The organism is Winogradskyella marina, from assembly GCF_015645385.1.
Lineage (GTDB): Bacteria > Bacteroidota > Bacteroidia > Flavobacteriales > Flavobacteriaceae > Winogradskyella > Winogradskyella marina.
The window spans coordinates 38393-55710 of the sequence record NZ_JADOET010000002.1; the positions used below are offsets into that span (position 1 = coordinate 38393).

The following is a 17318-nucleotide window of genomic DNA, read 5'->3' on the forward strand; positions in this document are numbered from 1 at the left end:
ATTTCGTTAAGCCTGCGCACTATTTTTCATTATCTTTGTAGTCCGATAACTATCGGAACAAACATAAGAATTAATTAAAAATAAAAAATATGTATCCAGCAGAATTAGTAAAACCAATGCGTGAGGATTTAACCAAGGTTGGTTTTGAAGAATTACACACCTCAGAAGCTGTAGATAATGCCATTGCAAAAGCAGGCACAACTTTAGTGGTTGTAAACTCTGTTTGTGGTTGTGCAGCAGCAAATGCAAGACCAGGTGCTAGTATGAGTTTACAAAACGCAAAAAAACCAGATCATATCGTAACTGTTTTTGCAGGTGTAGATAAAGACGCGGTTGATGCTGCCAGAGCACACATGGTACCATTTCCTCCAAGTTCACCTTCTATGGCATTATTTAAAGATGGAGAATTAGTTCACATGTTAGAGCGTCACCATATTGAAGGACGTCCTGCAGAATTAATTGCAGAGAATCTTAAAGACGCTTATAACGATCATTGTTAAAATAAAAGCTTGGAATATCAGGCTTTACCGAAGCTGTCATTTTTAGTTGGTTTAGAAACATTTTGTTTCAAATTCACTTAAAATGACAGTTTTTTTATTCTATACATTTTATATTTTTGTATCATGAGAAAACTACTAGCCTATCCGCTTTCTGTGGTATTTTATTTATGCTTTGGATTAACCTTGGTTATATTTCATGTCATCCAATGGATTAGCTTTAATGTATTTGGTTATAAAGCACTTAAAATTAGTGTAGATTGGCTTCAATTTTTTATAATGCGCTGTCTCAACCTTTTAGGCACTAGAATATCATTTTACAATCCTTATAAAATTAGTACAGATCGCCCTTTAATAATTGTTTCTAATCATCAAAGCATGTTTGATATATCACCTATCATGTGGTATATGCGTAAGCACCATGTAAAGTTTGTCTCTAAAAAAGAATTAGGAAAAGGCATACCAAGTGTATCCTATAATTTGCGTCATGGCGGATCGGTTTTAATAGATCGCAAAAATCCGAGGCAATCCTTAGCAGCAATGATGACTTTTGGTGACTATATTGAACAAACCAAAAGAGCAGCTGTTATTTTTCCTGAAGGCACACGAAGCAAAACAGGAGTTCCAAAACCATTTAAAACCAAAGGCTTAGAAATGCTTATTAAAAAAGTACCTTCTGCCCTCATTGTTCCTGTAACCGTAAACAACTCATGGAAGATGTTACGCTATGGAAATTTCCCAATGGGAATAGGAAATCATATGACATTTACTGTGCATAAGCCCTTAGAAATTATTAACTTTACAAATAAGGTCGAATTAATTCAGCAAGTTGAACAAACCATTGTTGAAGCTATCGAAAAATAACCCTTTAAAAAAAACATCAAATATGTCGTTGAAAAATGTAAGATTGGAAGTGATGCAGCATCTCGAAAAAGATGTACAATCCCTAATTGAAAAATACTTAATTCCTGTTGAAAAAATCTGGCAACCTACAGACTTTTTACCAGACCCTACAAAAGAATCATTTTACGAAGAGGTCAAAGAAATTAGAGCCTTATCTAAAGAATTGCCTTATGATTTTTGGGTGGTGTTAGTTGGAGATATGATTACCGAAGAAGCACTTCCTAGCTACGAGTCTTGGCTTATGGATGTAGAAGGCGTAGACCAAATAGAACGAAATGGTTGGTCTACATGGCTTAGACATTGGACAGGCGAAGAAAATCGACATGGCGATGTATTAAATAAATACTTGTACTTATCTGGTCGCGTAAATATGCGAGAAATTGAAAAAACCACACAATATTTAATAAATGATGGTTTTGACATTGGTACGGGAAGAGATCCTTATAAAAACTTTGTTTACACCAGTTTTCAAGAATTAGCGACGTATATTTCTCATAATCGTGTGGCTAAAATTGCCCGACAAAAAGGGAATAAGCAATTGGCTAAAATGTGTAAAATTATTTCGGGCGATGAGATGCGTCACCACCATGCATATTCTGAGTTTGTTGAGCGTATTTTTGCCGTAGACCCTAATCAGATGATGATGGCGTTTCACGATATGATGAAACGAAAAATTGCTATGCCAGCACATTTCTTAAGAGAATCTGGTGAAAGTATAGGAACAGCTTTCGAAGAGTTTTCTTATACAGCCCAACGTATTGGAGTCTACACCTCAAACGACTATGTAGATATTCTTCAAAAACTTATTGACCGTTGGGACATTGGAAACATGACAGGCTTAAACGATGAAGCGGAAAAAGCGAGAGATTATTTAATGAAATTACCTCCTAGAATGTATCGTTTGTCTGAACGTATGAAAATTCCTGAAAACTCATATCAGTTTAAGTGGGTAGATCCTGCGTAAAATAGTCTTATGCATAATAAAAGTAAATTAATTGCTTCCACAATTGCTTTTGTAAAACAAGAACTAATTGATGCTGAAGGAGGACACGACTGGTTTCACGTAGAACGTGTGTACAAGAACACCCTATTAATTGCTAAAACTGAGCCGGTTGATATTGAAATTGTAAGTTTGGCTGCTCTTATGCACGATATTGCAGATTCTAAATTTAATGATGGCAACGAAGCCATTGGCCCCAAAAAAGCACAACAATTTTTACTAGAGAATGATGTTGATAGTTCGGTAATTGAACATGTTACTCAGATTATCCAAAATATGTCGTTTAAAAATTCCTTGGATGTAAATACGGCGTTTACTTCAAAAGAAATGGAAGTCGTCCAAGATGCAGATCGCCTAGACGCTATTGGAGCGATTGGTATTGCCCGTTGTTTTAATTATGGAGGTTATAAAAATAGAGCGCTTTATAATCCCGAAATTGAGCCCAACCTCAACATGACCAAAGCGCAGTATAAAAACTCAGATGCACCAACAATCAATCATTTTTATGAAAAATTGCTATTGCTAAAAGACCAAATGAATACTAAAACAGGCAAACGCATTGCTTTAGAACGCCATAACTATATGGAAGGCTTTTTAAAACAGTTTTATGCAGAATGGGACGGTATAAAATAGAACGTTTAGCTCTCTTTAGCAACTTCTAAGGCTGTTAACTTATATTCAATAACAGCCATCTCTTCACCATAATGAATGAGTTCATCAGCCGTTAAATTTGTATTCGAGTTAACGGCATCTAAAATATCTTGGCCTTTTTTAGAATAGTATAGTATTGCGGTATTTATTTTCTTACCCATAATAATTATTGAACCATTAATTTTAATTCACTTCTATATTTAGAAGCACTTTTTCCTGTAAATTCTTTAAATAATTTATTGAAATGTGAAAAATTATTAAAACCGCACTCAAAGCTAACATCTGCAATACTCATCTGACTTTCCGACAGTAATTTTGTAGCGTGTACAATACGATATTCATTTACCAGCTTTGTGAATGTTTTACCTGTCACTTTTTTAAAGTAGCGACAAAACGCAGGAACCGTCATATTCACCTTGTCTGCAATTTCATCTAAGCTAATATGCTCGTTAAAGTTTTGGTTAACGTGCTTAAAAACAACATCAATTTTAGCACTGTCCTGTGGTTCCGTTTCAAAAGCAAAACCGTCTGCGTTTAACAATACATAATCTTCAGATTTTGCTAAACCATGTAATACCTCTAATAGGATTAAAATCTTTTTAAAGCCTGTTTTTTCATTTAGCTTTTCGATTTTACACCCAAGTTTTTGTTTCGTTTTTACACCAAAAAGAATTCCTTTTTTAGAACGCTCAAATAACTGATTAATCTTTTCCATTTCTGGAATATCGAAAAAATGATCCCCTAAAAATTCGGGTTTAAATTGTACCAAAGTTTCCGAACCATTTATAGTTAATCGATCTGTAAAACCATTATGTGGCAAGTTTGATCCTATTAATAGCAGTTGACTATTATTAAAGTAAGAGAGGTGATTACCTATATGTCGTTTCCCTTGTCCTTTATTAACATAAACCAATTCTATTTCTGGGTGAAAATGCCAAAATGGCTTTTTTTCACCTTTATAAGCATCAATTTTATGTTTTCTTACCAATATGGAGCTTCCAAATTCTGGACTTATTTTTTCTAATGTAGGTTTTCTATTATTCATAGTTTATTAATTAAGGCAAAGTTAAGTCTATTCAATTTTAAAACCTATAGCAAATTACCAATAATATACACTATTTTAACCTAATATGATAATTATATCGCCCATAAGGATAATTATGTATATAAATGTGCCAAAATCCATGTTTTATGGAAGCTAAAACCAAGATACCTTTGTCATGTAAAATCATTTAAACTGATCCCTTAAAAAATCAGTGTAATCCAAAAAATGAAACATTATGAAAACATTATTTAAACACATTTTAGTATTAGCGGTGTTGTTAGGAACATGCACAAGCTACGCAAATGCAACATTAGAGGTTTTACCTACCTTTAATAGTGTTAAAAAAGGAAACTCAATTTCTGTTACAGATGCTGTTGGAGAAGTCATCTTTAGCGGACTTATTAATTATGATGGAAATATTAGTCGTCTTTACGATTTTTCACAATTAAAAGATGGTATTTACACTATTGAAGTAGAAAAATCTTTTGAAATAGAAGTGAGCATTGTTGAAATTAAAAATCATAACGTTAACTTTCTTAACCAAAGAAGTGAAAAGATTTATAAACCTGTCTTTAGACTTGAAAAAGACCGACTTATAATTACCAAATTAGCATTAAACAATCCATCAATGGGTGTTGAGATTTATTATGGCGATGAGTTAATTCACACAGAATCGATTAATGAAAGTGGTGATATATTAAATAGAATCTACAAACTAGATCATAGTATTAAAGGTGACTATACTGCAGTCGTTACATCTAACGATAGAGTATTTGTTCAAAACTTCAGTCTATAGATTAGCTAATAATTATATTAATAAAAGTGGGCTTCTAAGAGCCCACTTTTTTTTTGTTGCAAATACTCTACTTGGTTTTCTTTATGAAGTAAATGTATCGACCAATTTGCAAAGATCCATTTGTATATGGTTTTAAAATTTATAATAATTAGGACTCTACCTCTAAAAATTACAGTTTAAATAATATATGATTTTTAAGTAACCGCAATACATCCGTTTTGTTTATAAAACCCAAACCTATGGCAAATTACCACCAATATATACTATATTAACACATACAAACACACATTGCGTCAATAAGGTTAATTTTGCATATAAATATGCCAAAATGGTTGTTTTCTAAGGTGTAAATCTGCTCTAAATTTGTATCAGTAAATCATTTAAAGCCGGAGCATGAAAAAATTGCTATAACCCAAGTCACAATTCCAGCTTTAAAAACAAAAATTATGAAAAAGATATTTAAAAGCATTTTAGTTTTAACAGTATTATTAGGAACATGTACAAGTTTCGCAAATACAATAGAAGAGGTTCCACCATCGGCTACCATGGTTAGTATAGGAGATTTCATTTCTGTATCTGACGTTTACGGAGAAGTTGTTTACAGTGGGCGTATTAACCACAATGGCTTCATGGAAAGCTTATACGATTTTTCTCAATTAGAAAATGGTACGTATACTGTTGAAGTGAACAAGGATTTTGAAATAGAAGTTAACTCTGTTAAAGTACAAAATCATATTGTTACATTTTTAGACACTACGAAACAAAAGATATTTAAGCCTGTATTTAGGTCAAATGCATCTCAAGTAATTATTTCAAAATTAGCCATTGATACTAAAGAAATGGTTGTGGAGTTATATTTTAAAAATGAGCTTATCCACACTGAGACTGTAAAAGGAAATGAAATTTTAACTCGAGTTTACCAATTAGACGAAACTCAAAAAGGTAACTACACTGCAATCATTAGAGCAAATGATCGAGTGTTTGTTGAAAATTTCAAAATTTAGATTATTGTTTATTTATTAGTTTATTTAGTTAAAAGTGGGTTGTAGAGAGCCCACTTTTTTTTTGTTTAAAATAGTTTGGTGAGGCATCATTCATAAAAAACTTTAATTCCTCTTTATTCTAATTCTACTATGCTGTACATTATATAGCAGCAAGACTTATTTTCCAGGAAACTCAGCCTTACGCTTCTCTAAAAATGCCGTTGTACCTTCTACAAAATCTTCCGTTCCAAAGCATTCTCCAAACTGTTTGATTTCTACTTTGTAGCCATCTTTTCCGTCTTTGTAATTCGCATTAATAGCTTTTATGGCTTTTCCAATGGCAACCGATGAATTTCGCATAATTTTACTTGCAATTTTTTCGGCTAATGGTACTAATGCTTCTAGTTCTACAACGTGATTTACCAAGCCGTAATTCAAGGCTTGGTCAGCATTGATCATACCAGCGGTCATTACCATTTCCATAGCTCTTCCTTTACCAACTAATTGTGGTAAACGTTGTGTGCCTCCATAACCTGGAATCACTCCAAGTGATGTTTCTGGTAATCCCATTTTGGCGTTAGTACTTGCCACTCTAAAATGACATGCCATGGCTAATTCTAATCCTCCACCTAGCGCAAAACCGTTAACCGCAGCAATAACAGGAGTGCTTAAATTTTCTACAAAATCGAACAATAATGCTTGTCCTTGTGCTGCTAATTTTCCACCTTCGTCAACACTAAAATCCGCGAATTCGCTAATATCTGCTCCTGCAACAAAAGCTTTTTCGCCACTTCCTGTTATGATGATAACTTTGGTATTATCATCTGAATCGGCTTCATCAAAAGCATCATGCAATTCTTGAATGGTGTCTTTATTTAAAGCATTTAACTTCTTTGGTCTGTTGATGGTTATGGTTGTGATGCCATCGCTGTATTCTGAAATAATAGTATTATAAGACATTTTTGTTTGATTTTTAAGACTCTTCTAGACTTAGTCTGCGCTCAGCACAAGCTTTTCTCAGAGTAACAATTTATAATTATTTATTTTATAGTCGCTTCTTGCACAGGAAATGAAACCGTAAAAACAGTCCCTTTTCCTAATTCCGTTGTAAAGGTAATACTTCCATTATAAGTTTCTACAATGTTCTTTACCATGGCTAATCCTAATCCCATTCCACTAGATTTGGTAGTGAATTTTGGTTCAAATATTTTATCCTTAGTATCTTCAGCAATACCAGAACCATTGTCTTTAATTGTAATATTTACATGGTCTCCTTCCTTAAATACACGTACTTCAACCTTCGGACTTTCAACATTATCTGGTATAGCTTGAATCCCATTTTTAACCAAATTAGTTACCACTCTTATTAACTGAGTTCTATCGAATTTAGCTATGATTTTTTCGGATGAAGACTGGAATTCAATATAGTCTTCATTAAAAATATCAAGCGCCATTTTTACAATTTGCACCACATTAAGAACTTCACTTTTTTGAGCAGGCATTTTAGCAAAATTAGAAAATGCAGAAGCAATAGAACTCATGGTATCAATTTGTTGAATTAACGTGTTGCTATATTCGTCTATTTTTTCATGAATTTTTTCATCTTCAGGATTAAATTTACGTTGAAAACTTTGAACCGTCAATCGCATTGGTGTTAACGGATTTTTAATTTCGTGTGCAACTTGTTTTGCCATTTCGCGCCAGGCTTGCTCTCTTTCGTTGGTTGCCAATACTACAGCACTGGCTTCAAGCTCATCAATCATGCTGTTATACGAATTAACAAGCGTTTCAATCTCCTCACTAGACGATTCAATTTGTATTTTTTTGTTTCGTTTTTCTAGTCGTGTTTCATTCATTTTATCACTTATGGTTCTAAGTGATTTGGTAATGTATTTAGAAATAAAATAAGCAATAATAATAGCAACTAAAATCAATACGATATACGCATAAGCCAAGCGCATTAAAAATTCTTTTAATTCTTTATTAAAAAAGTCGTCATTTTCTAAATACGGTAAATTTAATATGGCAATGGTCTTAAATTTTTCATCCATTATATAGGTATATGACGATTGAAACGTCTGACCTGCGACATTGTTTTTCACCACATAGCGATGTTCTAAAGTATTAGATAATGTATTTAATATTTCTGCATCTAAACAAAGATCTGAAGAATCTCTTTGGATGGTTCGTTTCGAGCTTTTTAGTAATTGTCCGTCTAAATCATACAGGTTAATTTGTAGATTGTGAATGGCATCGATTTCAAATATTTCATCTTTAAAAATTAAATGAATATTTTCTGTTGAAACAGGGTATGTTGTTTCTCTTATAACAAAATCAATACTTTGTTTAATCGCTTTTTCCTTACGCTCTAATCGTTCACTGTGATATTCCTTGGCTTCTTCGCTATATTGATAAATAGTAATTGCAGCAATCAGAACCGACGCTACAAGCACCAACAGTATCATAGCCAAATTTATACGAGCTCTTAAGGATAGGCGTTTATTAATCATCTAAATACGCTTGGTACGATTTTTTTTATTCTAAATTCTAAGTTTTAAATATAGCAATAATCAATCCAAAAGTGCGACGCACAAATTTCAATTTACAAAAAACAAAATTTCAATAGATTCCTTTTGTAATTTGGAATTTGAATATTGGAATTTTTATTAAGCATCCGGATTTTTAGAACGAACATTTTTATATAGTTTGAAGCCCAACATGATTAGAATTCCTAACACGACCAAACCAATAATTCCAAAAATCCAATCGATAGAACTTTTAAGAATTACTAAAAACACCACCGCAAACAAAATAAATGTTGCACCTTCATTCCAAATACGCATAAAACTAGAAGTGACTTTAACCTCATCATTTTGAAGTTGTTTGTAGTACAAATGTGTTTTATAATGATAAATAAACAGTAAAAACACAAACAGTAATTTAACGTGCATCCAACCTTGCTGAAACCAACTTGGCATTAATATCAGTAACAAAACAGCGAATACAGTGGCTAAAATTGCAGAAGGCCACGTAATAATAAACCAAAGCCGCTTTGCCATTAATTTTAGTTGTTTGCCTAAAATTTCTTTTTCAGGTGATGGTTTATGAAAGGCTTCAATTTGATATACAAATAATCGTGGAATGTAAAACAAGCCAGCAAACCATGTAATCACAAATATGAGGTGAAGCGCTTTTATATAGTTGTAGTATTCCATATTACAAAAATCGTGATTTTATGTGGTTTTGGACTGGGTTTTACCAATCTAATTTTGGTATAGCCACTGTTATTATTTGAACTTATCTTAAACTGTCGTGCTCATAATAAGATACGACGACAATCGTTTAATTTGAACTTATAAACTGTGCCGATAGGTACAGCAAATAGGTAAAAACAAGTACTTACGTTTGTCTAGCGTGCCTTTAGGTACGCCATATATTTTGCTTAAAGGCACAATTGTAAACCCTTGTTATTATTTACCAATATGTTGTCCTTAACAGGACACTTCAAACGCTTAAATATACGTTCGTACATCTTGAAATTAAAAATCAGTCAATAATTTTAGGATCTAAATTCACCTTAATTTCACGATACAAGAAAAATCCTGTTACAATAGTTGATAACACATCTGAAATCGGAAACGCCATCCAAACACCCAAAGCACCAAAATAATTTGGCAGTATAAAAATTAAAGGAATAAAGAAAAACCCTTGACGTGTTAAGGTTAATAGCAACGCAGGAATAGCTTTACCTACCGCCTGAAAATACGCTGACCCAATTAACTGAATCGCCACAATTGGTGTTGCTGCAAACACCCAACGCATGGCTGGAGGTGTTTCAATAAGCACCTTAGCATCTTGAGTAAATAATCGTGTAATAAACTCAGGAAAAACCATTAAAAACACAAAAACTATAGTAGCTAGCAAAGCGGCATATTTTATGGCTGTTATTATAGATGCTTTAACGCGTTCAAATTTTTCGGCACCATAATTAAATCCTGCAATAGGTAAAAATCCTTGTGTAATTCCATATATTGGAAATAAAGCAAACATCAGCATTCTACCAACAATGGCATAAGCGGTCACTGAAGTTTCACCTCCTAAATCGAACAGAATGTTATTCATTAATAAATAGGTAACACTAACAATCGCTTGCCTTGTTAAAGTCACAAAACCGAGTGCACCAATTTCTTTTACGATTGGTCTATCTAATCCAAAGTGTTTAAAATTGATTTTTAATTCGGAATGTTTTGAGAGAAAAAACCAAAGCACAAACAAAAAACACAAAACATACGAAATGGTTGTTGCCCAAGCTGCTCCAGCCATTCCCCAATCAAATATTTTTATAAAAAGAACATCTAAAAGTAAATTCCCTACAGACGGAAACATCATGGCATACATCGCAAATTTGGGTTTGCCTTCTGCTCTAATAACGGTATTTCCCATCATACAAAGCGCTAAAATTGGCACTCCGTATAATACAATTCTGTAATACACTTTTGCAGGTTCGAAAATGCCCCCTTTTCCACCAAATGCTGGCACAATTTCATTGATGTAAACTAAACCAAAAATTACAAAAATTGAAGTAATAAGAATGGTTAACGTAATTTGGTTCCCGAATGTTTTTAAGGCTTTTACGGCATTATTAGATCCCAAAGCTCTAGAAATAATGGACGAACCACCAATACCAATGGCCATACCAAGTGCCGCAATAAAAAATGAAACAGGAAGCACCACATTAATCGCTGCAATAGCTGTTGGACCTATCCAATTGCCCACAAAAATAGTATCTACTAAGATGTTAAGCGACATCACCAAAATACCAATAGATGCTGGTACGGCTTGCTTTATCAGTAATTTCCCAATAGGCTCATTACCTAAGGCTTCAGAAGATACTTTGGCCATTACATGGTTTTTGTTTTAGAAGTCGCCCATTCCTCAACCATATTGCTAAGCACTTCTGCGAAATCATCTCGCTCATTAAGACAAGGAATCACTGTAAATTCTTCGCCTCCCATTTCGTGAAAAATTTCTTCGCCTTCCATAGCAATCTCCTCTAAGGTCTCTAAACAATCACTGACAAACGCTGGGGTGACGATAGCCATTTTTTTAATACCCTCTTTGCCCATTCTTTCAATGGTTCGGTCTGTGTAAGGTTGTAACCAAGGGTCAAAGCCAAGTCTAGATTGAAACGTAGTGGAATAGGTTCCATTTTTTAATCCTAATTTTTTAGCCACATTAATAGTGGTAATTTCACATTGATGACGGTAACAAAATTCGTGTTGCTCACTTCCCATTTTAAAACAGCACTTACCATTCATTTTGCAGTTGCCATTGGTAATGTCACTTTTACGGATATGGCGCTCAGGCACCCCGTGATAACTAAAAAGTACATGTTCGTAATCTAAATCATTTAGAACTTCGCCTATACTTTTTGAAAGTACGTTAATATAATCTTCACGTTTGTAAAACGCAGGAGTTCTTGTAATGGTAACTTCAGGAAAAAACTCAGCAACCAACTCATCAACCTTTACGTCAATGGTCTCTGTTGTTGCCATTGCAAATTGCGGATATAACGGCAGTGTTTTTATTTCAGTACAACCTTTATCTACCAATTCTTGTAGCCCTTTTTTAATGGTCATACTTCCGTAACGCATGGCCAATGCTACAGGATAATCTACTTTTTTCTGTACTTTATCTTTAAGGCGTTCAGACAACACAATCAATGGCGATCCTTCGTCCCACCAAATTTTCTGATACGCTGCTGCCGAAGCTTTTGGTCTGGTATTTAAAATAATACCTTTAACCAAAAGTGTACGTGCCCAAAGTGGAACATCTATAACACGTTCGTCCATTAAAAATTCTCCCAAATACTTTTTTACATCCTTGGGACTTGGACTATCTGGCGAGCCTAAATTGACTAATAAAATTCCTTTCATGTCTAGTGTTTATTGTTTAGTTAGGACACATACTGTTAGCTAATAAACCTTGCGTTGCGTGATAAAATCTTAAATCTGTTGCATTCATGCCGAATGTATTTCAGTTTGCTTACAAGAGATTTACGGTTTTCAATTTCAACTGCAAAAGTACAACACTAATTGTAATACTTTATAATGGTTGGCATGGATTTAAACGTTAATAAATATGAAATATCTATTTGCAATTAGCGTTTTTTATCGACTTTTATAAAATCCACACAGCTGTTTAAAGGATTTAAATATCTTTACAAGCCTTGATTGCATTTTATTATGAAGAAACTCCTATCTATTGCTTTTACATTAATCACCTTAGTTGCCTTTTCGCAACAAAAGTACCAGAGCTTACTTTGGAAAATAACCGGAAACAATCTTGAAAAACCATCTTACTTATATGGCACAATGCATGTTAGCAAAAAAGTGGCTTTTCGTTTAGACGATGTGTTTTACAAAGCTTTAAATCAGAGTGACTGTATTGCTTTAGAATCGGACCCAACCACATGGCCAGGTTTTAACTACGAAATGATGCTTGGGCAAATGGCATCGTACAGTAATTATAACAACGATTTTTACACCAATCTTTTTAAGCTAACGCACCCTGAAGAAATGGCGATTAGAGGTTCGGTACGTATGGATAATAATGCTGTTAACGCGTATTTATACAGAAAAAGTAGTGCTTCAGATAATTTTGAAGAAGAGACGTATTTAGACATGTTTATTTTTCAAGCCGGAAAGAAGAACAATAAAAAAATATACGCTTTAGAGGATTTAGAAGAATCGCGATATTTAACCACAAAAGCAGCTTATAATGCCAATAAAAAGGAATTAGATCCATGGGTTCAGAAATTATATGCTCAAGAAAACGCCTATTTAATTCAAGAAAACCTCTATCGCGATCGTAATTTAGATTTATTAGATTCTCTTGGAGCTAGTGTAAATACCGAATTCTTTAGAGAGAATATGCTTTATATTCGAAATGAGAATATGGTTGTTTCTTTAGAAAAATTAATGCCAACCAAATCCGTATTTGCAGGTGTTGGAGCAGCACATTTACCAGGCGAACACGGCATGATTAATATGTTGCGTCAACGCGGTTATACCGTAGAAGCCTTAACCTCTGAGCAAACCGATTATAGTAAAACAGAGAAAACAAAACTAGACAGTCTTTTTGTAACACCAGAACTACAACAACATAGCACACCAGATGGGTTTTTAAGCATCAATACCTACGACGAGCTTCGTGAGTTTTCCTATGGAGGACAAAAATATTATTTAGATCCAGATATGACTAATGGTGCTTATTTAACCTTAAATAGAATTAGTCGTTTTTCGTATTTACCAAACGAAAAAGAAAATATTACTCTTAAAGAAATTGATCATTTATTGTACGAAGACATTCCTGGAGATATCATTAAAAAGGAAACGCTAACACAACCTTATCCGGGTATTAGCATTGTTAATAAAACAAAAAAAGCAGAGTTTCAGAAGTATCATATTTATGAAACGCCTTTAGAAATTATCATTATAAAATTTGCGGGTCGTAGTGATTTTGTTTTGAAGCATGAAGATAAAATATTCAATTCTATAGCGTTAAAAACTCCTTCAGAGAAAACACAATTATTTGTATCACCTGAGAAAAAATTTCAAGTCGATTTTCCTGAATATTACATTTCTAGCAACATGAATAACTTTGGAAAAAAGTTGGTGGAAGGCTATAAAAATAACGCGTATTATTTTGTTGAAGAAGCCGTTTTAAACGACATCACCTATATAGAAGAAGATAGTTTTGAAGCTAAATATTTTCATCATGCCTTATATAAAAATTACAAGTTAACTGAAGCTGAAGGAGGTTTTAAAGCAGGTGATTATAAAACCTATGAGTCCAACGCTATTTTAGACAAAGACACTGACAAAAAACTACACCTAAAAACCATTGTAAAAGATGGTAGCTACTATTTATTGGGTTACGTTGGCACCAATGAAAATGATAAATCTGCATTTTTTAAGTCCTTTAAATTCAATAAAACCGACTATTCCGGTTTTGAAAAAGTAATAGATACATCCTTACATTTTTCGGTAAAAACCAATGGAAAAGCCCCTTTACCAAATCCGTATGACTACAATTATAATACTGGTAAAAAAGCAAAGGATTACGAACAAACCATAAATGAAACGGTTTATTCTACCTATGCGAATGAACAAATTTCGGTATCTAGAACCAAGTTTCACGATTTACAAATGTTTCATAACGTCGATAGTCTTTGGAAGAATTTAGAAGAGAAAATCAACTACAGAGCACGTTATTATAATGATGCAAAAGCATTTAAAATTGCCAATCGCAAGTCTTCTAAAACCGATAATGTTTATACCAATAGTTTTAGTTACACCGATTCTGCAAGTGCCAAACAGGTTTTAGTGAAAAACATTTTGAAAGAAGGTGTCCTTTTTGAACTTAAAACGTTAGTAGATTCTATAAGTGGTCCTTCAAAATTTGTAACTGAATTTTATGAGACGTTCACACCAAAAGACACCTTGTTAGGCAAAAATGTATTAACCGATAAAAGCAAACAGTTTTTTGAAGCTTTAAGAGCCAATGATAGTTTAGTTTTTGAAGCTTATAACCTCATTAAATTCAAAAAGCACAATAGTAAAGATATTGTTTCTGTGCTCAAGGATTTTGAATTTAACAAAGAGCGTTTAGACATCAAATCACATTTGGTAGAACAACTCATTACTATAGATTTAAAGAACAATTTACCGTTTATAAAGCAATTGTATCACGATAGTTATTCCGATCCACAAACCCAAACAGCCATATTAGAAGGTCTTTTAGATTCTAACAAAAAAGGGAATTACAAAATTGCACTAGACCTTATGGAGCGCGATTTGCCCTTAGGTAGCGTAAGTGGCATGTTTTACAATTATAATGGTAAAGATTCTTTAGAATTAAAGGCTTCCTTATTTCCTAAAATATTACAATACAGTACAATTTCAGAATACAAACAACCACTTTACACTTTATTGGCAAAGGTGAAAGATAGCGGATTTGTAAAACCAAAAACCTATAAAAAATATAAAAACCAGCTGATTAATGATGCTAAAATTGAAGTAAAACGCAATTTAGGAAACTCTAATAATTACGGTTATAATTCGTATTCCTATAATTTAGCGACCTATGTACGCTTAATTTTTCCGTATAGAAATGAGCGCAGTGCAAAAGATTTCTTTGAAAAACTATTGAATGTAGAGGACACCAACGCCTTAGTAAAATACTATGTATTGCTAACTAAAGCCAAAGAAACCATACCAACAAAACTTACCGAAAAACTCGTAGAAGATGAGGAGAATCAATACTTACTTTTAGAGGAGCTAGACGAAGCTAAACTATTAAGTCAATTGAAATCTATTACTATTAATCAACAACAATTCGCCAAATCTAAACTCTTATCTGATGCCAATTTTGAAAAAGAAAAAGACTCTATTCAGTTTCTCTTTAAGCGCGATTTTGTAACCGATAAAGGCAAAAACGCGGTGATGTATTTCTTTAAAATAGATAAAGACGATGAGTACTCTGGAAAGACTGAAGCTTTACATTACATCTCTTTTATTAAGCCAAAAGACCCAAAGCAACTGGTTGTAGATTATTATTCTAAATCTGAAAATTATGGTACTTCCGTTGATAAAACTAAAGAACTAGAAGAGCAATATACTGAGATTCTCAACTTAGCGATTTACAAGGATAGACAACGTGTAACTGCTAGTGCTGGCGATGGGTATTATGATTATTAGAGATTTATGACGACGCCTGGATATACTTTTTAGGCGTCGTCCCAAATTTCTTTTTAAAAGCCGCAATAAAATGGCTTCCTGTACTATAACCGACTTTTAGCCCGACTTCATTCACATTATAATCGCCAGATTCTAAGAGTTTACGAGATACTTTTATTTACACGATTACTCATTCACTAACTCAACGTACTACATTTGTCCACTTAACGAAAATAAACTAACTTTGAGTTATGGAACCGAATATTCAAAATGCAAAAATTGAACTCATACAATGGTTAACAACGTTGGAAGATAGTTCTTTAATTCAAAAAATTATGGATTTAAGGAAAAATGAAACCAAAGATTGGTGGAATGAAATATCTGATGCTGAAAAAGAGTCAATTGAAATTGGATTATCTGATGCTGATAATGGAAAATTGAAATCAAATTCTGAAGCCGAAAAAATTTATGGAAAATGGTTATAACATTCTTTGGACTGACCATGCATTAAGTGAATTGGCTAAAACCTATGAATATCTAGAAATACATTTCACAAACCGAGAGTTAATAAAACTCTCAATTGAGATTGATAGAACTTTGAAATTAATCTCAAAAAATCCCAATTTATTTCCTTTATCCGAATCACTTGGAATCAGAAGAGTTGTGATTAAAAAATTTAATACTATCTATTACCGGGAAAATAAAAATAATGTTGAAATTCTTTCATTTTTCTCGAATAGACAAAATCCTAACAAAAGAAAAATATAAAAACGGCATCAACTCGAAGCCTGAATATACTTTTTAGGCGTCGTCCCAAACTTCTTCTTAAAAGCCGCAATAAAATGGCTTCCTGTGCTGTAACCGACTTTTAGTCCGACTTCATTCACATTATATTCACCAGATTCTAAGAGTTTACGAGCCACTTCCATTTTATAATCAAACAGAAAGCTAAAAACCGAGTCGCCATAAATCTGTTTAAAACCTTCTTTTAGTTTTTTTAAGCTTAAACCTATCTCATCAGCTAATTCTTGTAATGTCGGAGGTTCAGCCATATTGGCGATGATAATATCTTTGGCTTTTTTCAGTTTCGCCACATTCACTTCATCCACCAAAAACGGACATTGCTCAATATCTGCGTCTTCACTTCGATTAAAAAACAGACTCAATAGTTCATAAGCTTTACCTTTAAAATATAAGGGCTTAATAGAATTGTTAAGATTAAAACTAATCAGCTGATTTAAAACCACAGCCATCGATGGTGATATTTTTCCGTCTTTATAGTATTTTTTATCCTTATTATCATCTGTTAAAAACGTCACATAATTCGCATCTTCCGAAAACAAACCATGAAATTTTTTGATAGAAATCACTAAAGAAACCAACCAAGAATGTGGTTTTAATTCTAAATGAATTGGTAAATCGCGCTGTGGATTGTAAAGTAACAAGGAGGTATCTTCATCAATATTTAAGGTATAATTTCCTTGATTAAATAGAAATCCAGCCGTTCCCTTATTACAAAAATGAAACTGAATATAACTGCTATCGATCTCGCGTTCAAGAACTTTAATATCGTCCGTTTCGTTTTTACTTGTTAACACAATAAAACCTTCTTCAATATTAATTTCATCAAAAGTACCTTGAGCGTTACTTTTTAAAGCTGATTTTTCTAATTTCATTTCAATATTATTTAGATTGATTCTAAA

17 protein-coding genes and 1 pseudogene are annotated in these 17318 nt (G+C 33.1%); 9 read left to right on the forward strand and 9 right to left on the reverse strand.

The annotated features are described in order from the left end of the window. Positions 1 to 89: 89 nt before the first annotated feature. The 4 genes from ITJ86_RS03355 (at position 90) to ITJ86_RS03370 (ending at position 3033) form a co-directional block, all read left to right on the forward strand. Positions 90 to 500, forward strand: coding sequence for a BrxA/BrxB family bacilliredoxin (locus tag ITJ86_RS03355; protein ID WP_195870203.1), 411 nt, complete (start codon positions 90 to 92; stop codon positions 498 to 500). 123 nt (positions 501 to 623) lie between these two features. Continuing rightward, positions 624 to 1361, forward strand: coding sequence for a lysophospholipid acyltransferase family protein (locus ITJ86_RS03360; protein ID WP_195870204.1), 738 nt, complete (start codon positions 624 to 626; stop codon positions 1359 to 1361). 22 nt (positions 1362 to 1383) lie between these two features. Next, complete coding sequence (locus ITJ86_RS03365; protein WP_195870205.1) at positions 1384 to 2364, forward strand: acyl-ACP desaturase; 981 nt, start codon at positions 1384 to 1386, stop codon at positions 2362 to 2364. Between the two features lie 9 nt (positions 2365 to 2373). Then, positions 2374 to 3033, forward strand: a complete 660-nt coding sequence (locus tag ITJ86_RS03370; protein WP_195870206.1) for an HD domain-containing protein — start codon at positions 2374 to 2376, stop codon at positions 3031 to 3033. Between the two features lie 5 nt (positions 3034 to 3038). Here ITJ86_RS03370 and ITJ86_RS03375 read toward each other — a convergent pair whose 3' ends face one another. Beyond that, positions 3039 to 3212, reverse strand: coding sequence for a hypothetical protein (locus ITJ86_RS03375; RefSeq protein ID WP_195870207.1), 174 nt, complete (start codon positions 3210 to 3212; stop codon positions 3039 to 3041). Positions 3213 to 3217: 5 nt separating this feature from the next. Beyond that, positions 3218 to 4096: an AraC family transcriptional regulator gene (locus tag ITJ86_RS03380; protein WP_195870208.1), complete on the reverse strand. Its 879-nt coding sequence runs from the start codon at positions 4094 to 4096 to the stop codon at positions 3218 to 3220. Positions 4097 to 4331: 235 nt separating this feature from the next. Here ITJ86_RS03380 and ITJ86_RS03385 point away from each other — a divergent pair, with 235 nt between their 5' ends. Next, positions 4332 to 4892, forward strand: a complete 561-nt coding sequence (locus tag ITJ86_RS03385; RefSeq protein WP_195870209.1) for a hypothetical protein — start codon at positions 4332 to 4334, stop codon at positions 4890 to 4892. 446 nt (positions 4893 to 5338) lie between these two features. After that, positions 5339 to 5896, forward strand: coding sequence for a hypothetical protein (locus tag ITJ86_RS03390; RefSeq protein WP_195870210.1), 558 nt, complete (start codon positions 5339 to 5341; stop codon positions 5894 to 5896). Positions 5897 to 6052: 156 nt separating this feature from the next. On the opposite strand, the gene ITJ86_RS03395 is transcribed toward ITJ86_RS03390, so the two are convergent. The 5 genes from ITJ86_RS03395 to hemH form a co-directional block, all read right to left on the reverse strand. Beyond that, the gene (locus ITJ86_RS03395; protein WP_195870211.1) at positions 6053 to 6835 is read right to left on the reverse strand and encodes an enoyl-CoA hydratase/isomerase family protein; all 783 of its coding nucleotides are present in this window, start codon (positions 6833 to 6835) and stop codon (positions 6053 to 6055) included. Positions 6836 to 6915: 80 nt separating this feature from the next. After that, positions 6916 to 8340: a sensor histidine kinase gene (locus ITJ86_RS03400; RefSeq protein WP_195870517.1), complete on the reverse strand. Its 1425-nt coding sequence runs from the start codon at positions 8338 to 8340 to the stop codon at positions 6916 to 6918. Positions 8341 to 8541: 201 nt separating this feature from the next. Beyond that, positions 8542 to 9090: a CopD family protein gene (locus ITJ86_RS03405; RefSeq protein WP_195870212.1), complete on the reverse strand. Its 549-nt coding sequence runs from the start codon at positions 9088 to 9090 to the stop codon at positions 8542 to 8544. 331 nt (positions 9091 to 9421) lie between these two features. After that, complete coding sequence (locus tag ITJ86_RS03410) at positions 9422 to 10777, reverse strand: MATE family efflux transporter (RefSeq protein WP_195870213.1); 1356 nt, start codon at positions 10775 to 10777, stop codon at positions 9422 to 9424. After that, positions 10777 to 11811: a ferrochelatase gene (hemH, locus tag ITJ86_RS03415; RefSeq protein WP_195870214.1), complete on the reverse strand. Its 1035-nt coding sequence runs from the start codon at positions 11809 to 11811 to the stop codon at positions 10777 to 10779. The genes ITJ86_RS03410 and hemH overlap by 1 nt, the downstream gene beginning before the upstream one ends. 309 nt (positions 11812 to 12120) lie before the next feature. Between hemH and ITJ86_RS03420 the strand changes: the two genes are divergently transcribed. After that, on the forward strand, positions 12121 to 15636 hold the full coding sequence (locus ITJ86_RS03420; protein ID WP_195870215.1) for a TraB/GumN family protein: 3516 nt from the start codon (positions 12121 to 12123) through the stop codon (positions 15634 to 15636). A 4-nt stretch (positions 15637 to 15640) separates the two neighbouring features. Here the strand turns inward: ITJ86_RS03420 and ITJ86_RS03425 are convergent. Beyond that, positions 15641 to 15793: pseudogene (locus tag ITJ86_RS03425) on the reverse strand (helix-turn-helix domain-containing protein); the annotation flags it as partial. Between the two features lie 73 nt (positions 15794 to 15866). On the opposite strand from ITJ86_RS03425, the gene ITJ86_RS03430 reads away from it, so the two are divergent. Further along, complete coding sequence (locus tag ITJ86_RS03430; RefSeq protein ID WP_195870216.1) at positions 15867 to 16100, forward strand: hypothetical protein; 234 nt, start codon at positions 15867 to 15869, stop codon at positions 16098 to 16100. Continuing rightward, positions 16084 to 16383, forward strand: coding sequence for a type II toxin-antitoxin system RelE/ParE family toxin (locus ITJ86_RS03435; protein WP_195870217.1), 300 nt, complete (start codon positions 16084 to 16086; stop codon positions 16381 to 16383). Before ITJ86_RS03430 ends, ITJ86_RS03435 begins: the two co-directional genes overlap by 17 nt. Before the next feature lie 8 nt (positions 16384 to 16391). Here ITJ86_RS03435 and ITJ86_RS03440 read toward each other — a convergent pair whose 3' ends face one another. After that, entirely contained in the window at positions 16392 to 17291 is a 900-nt protein-coding gene (locus ITJ86_RS03440) for a helix-turn-helix transcriptional regulator (protein ID WP_195870218.1), read from the reverse strand. Positions 17292 to 17318 lie beyond the last annotated feature (27 nt).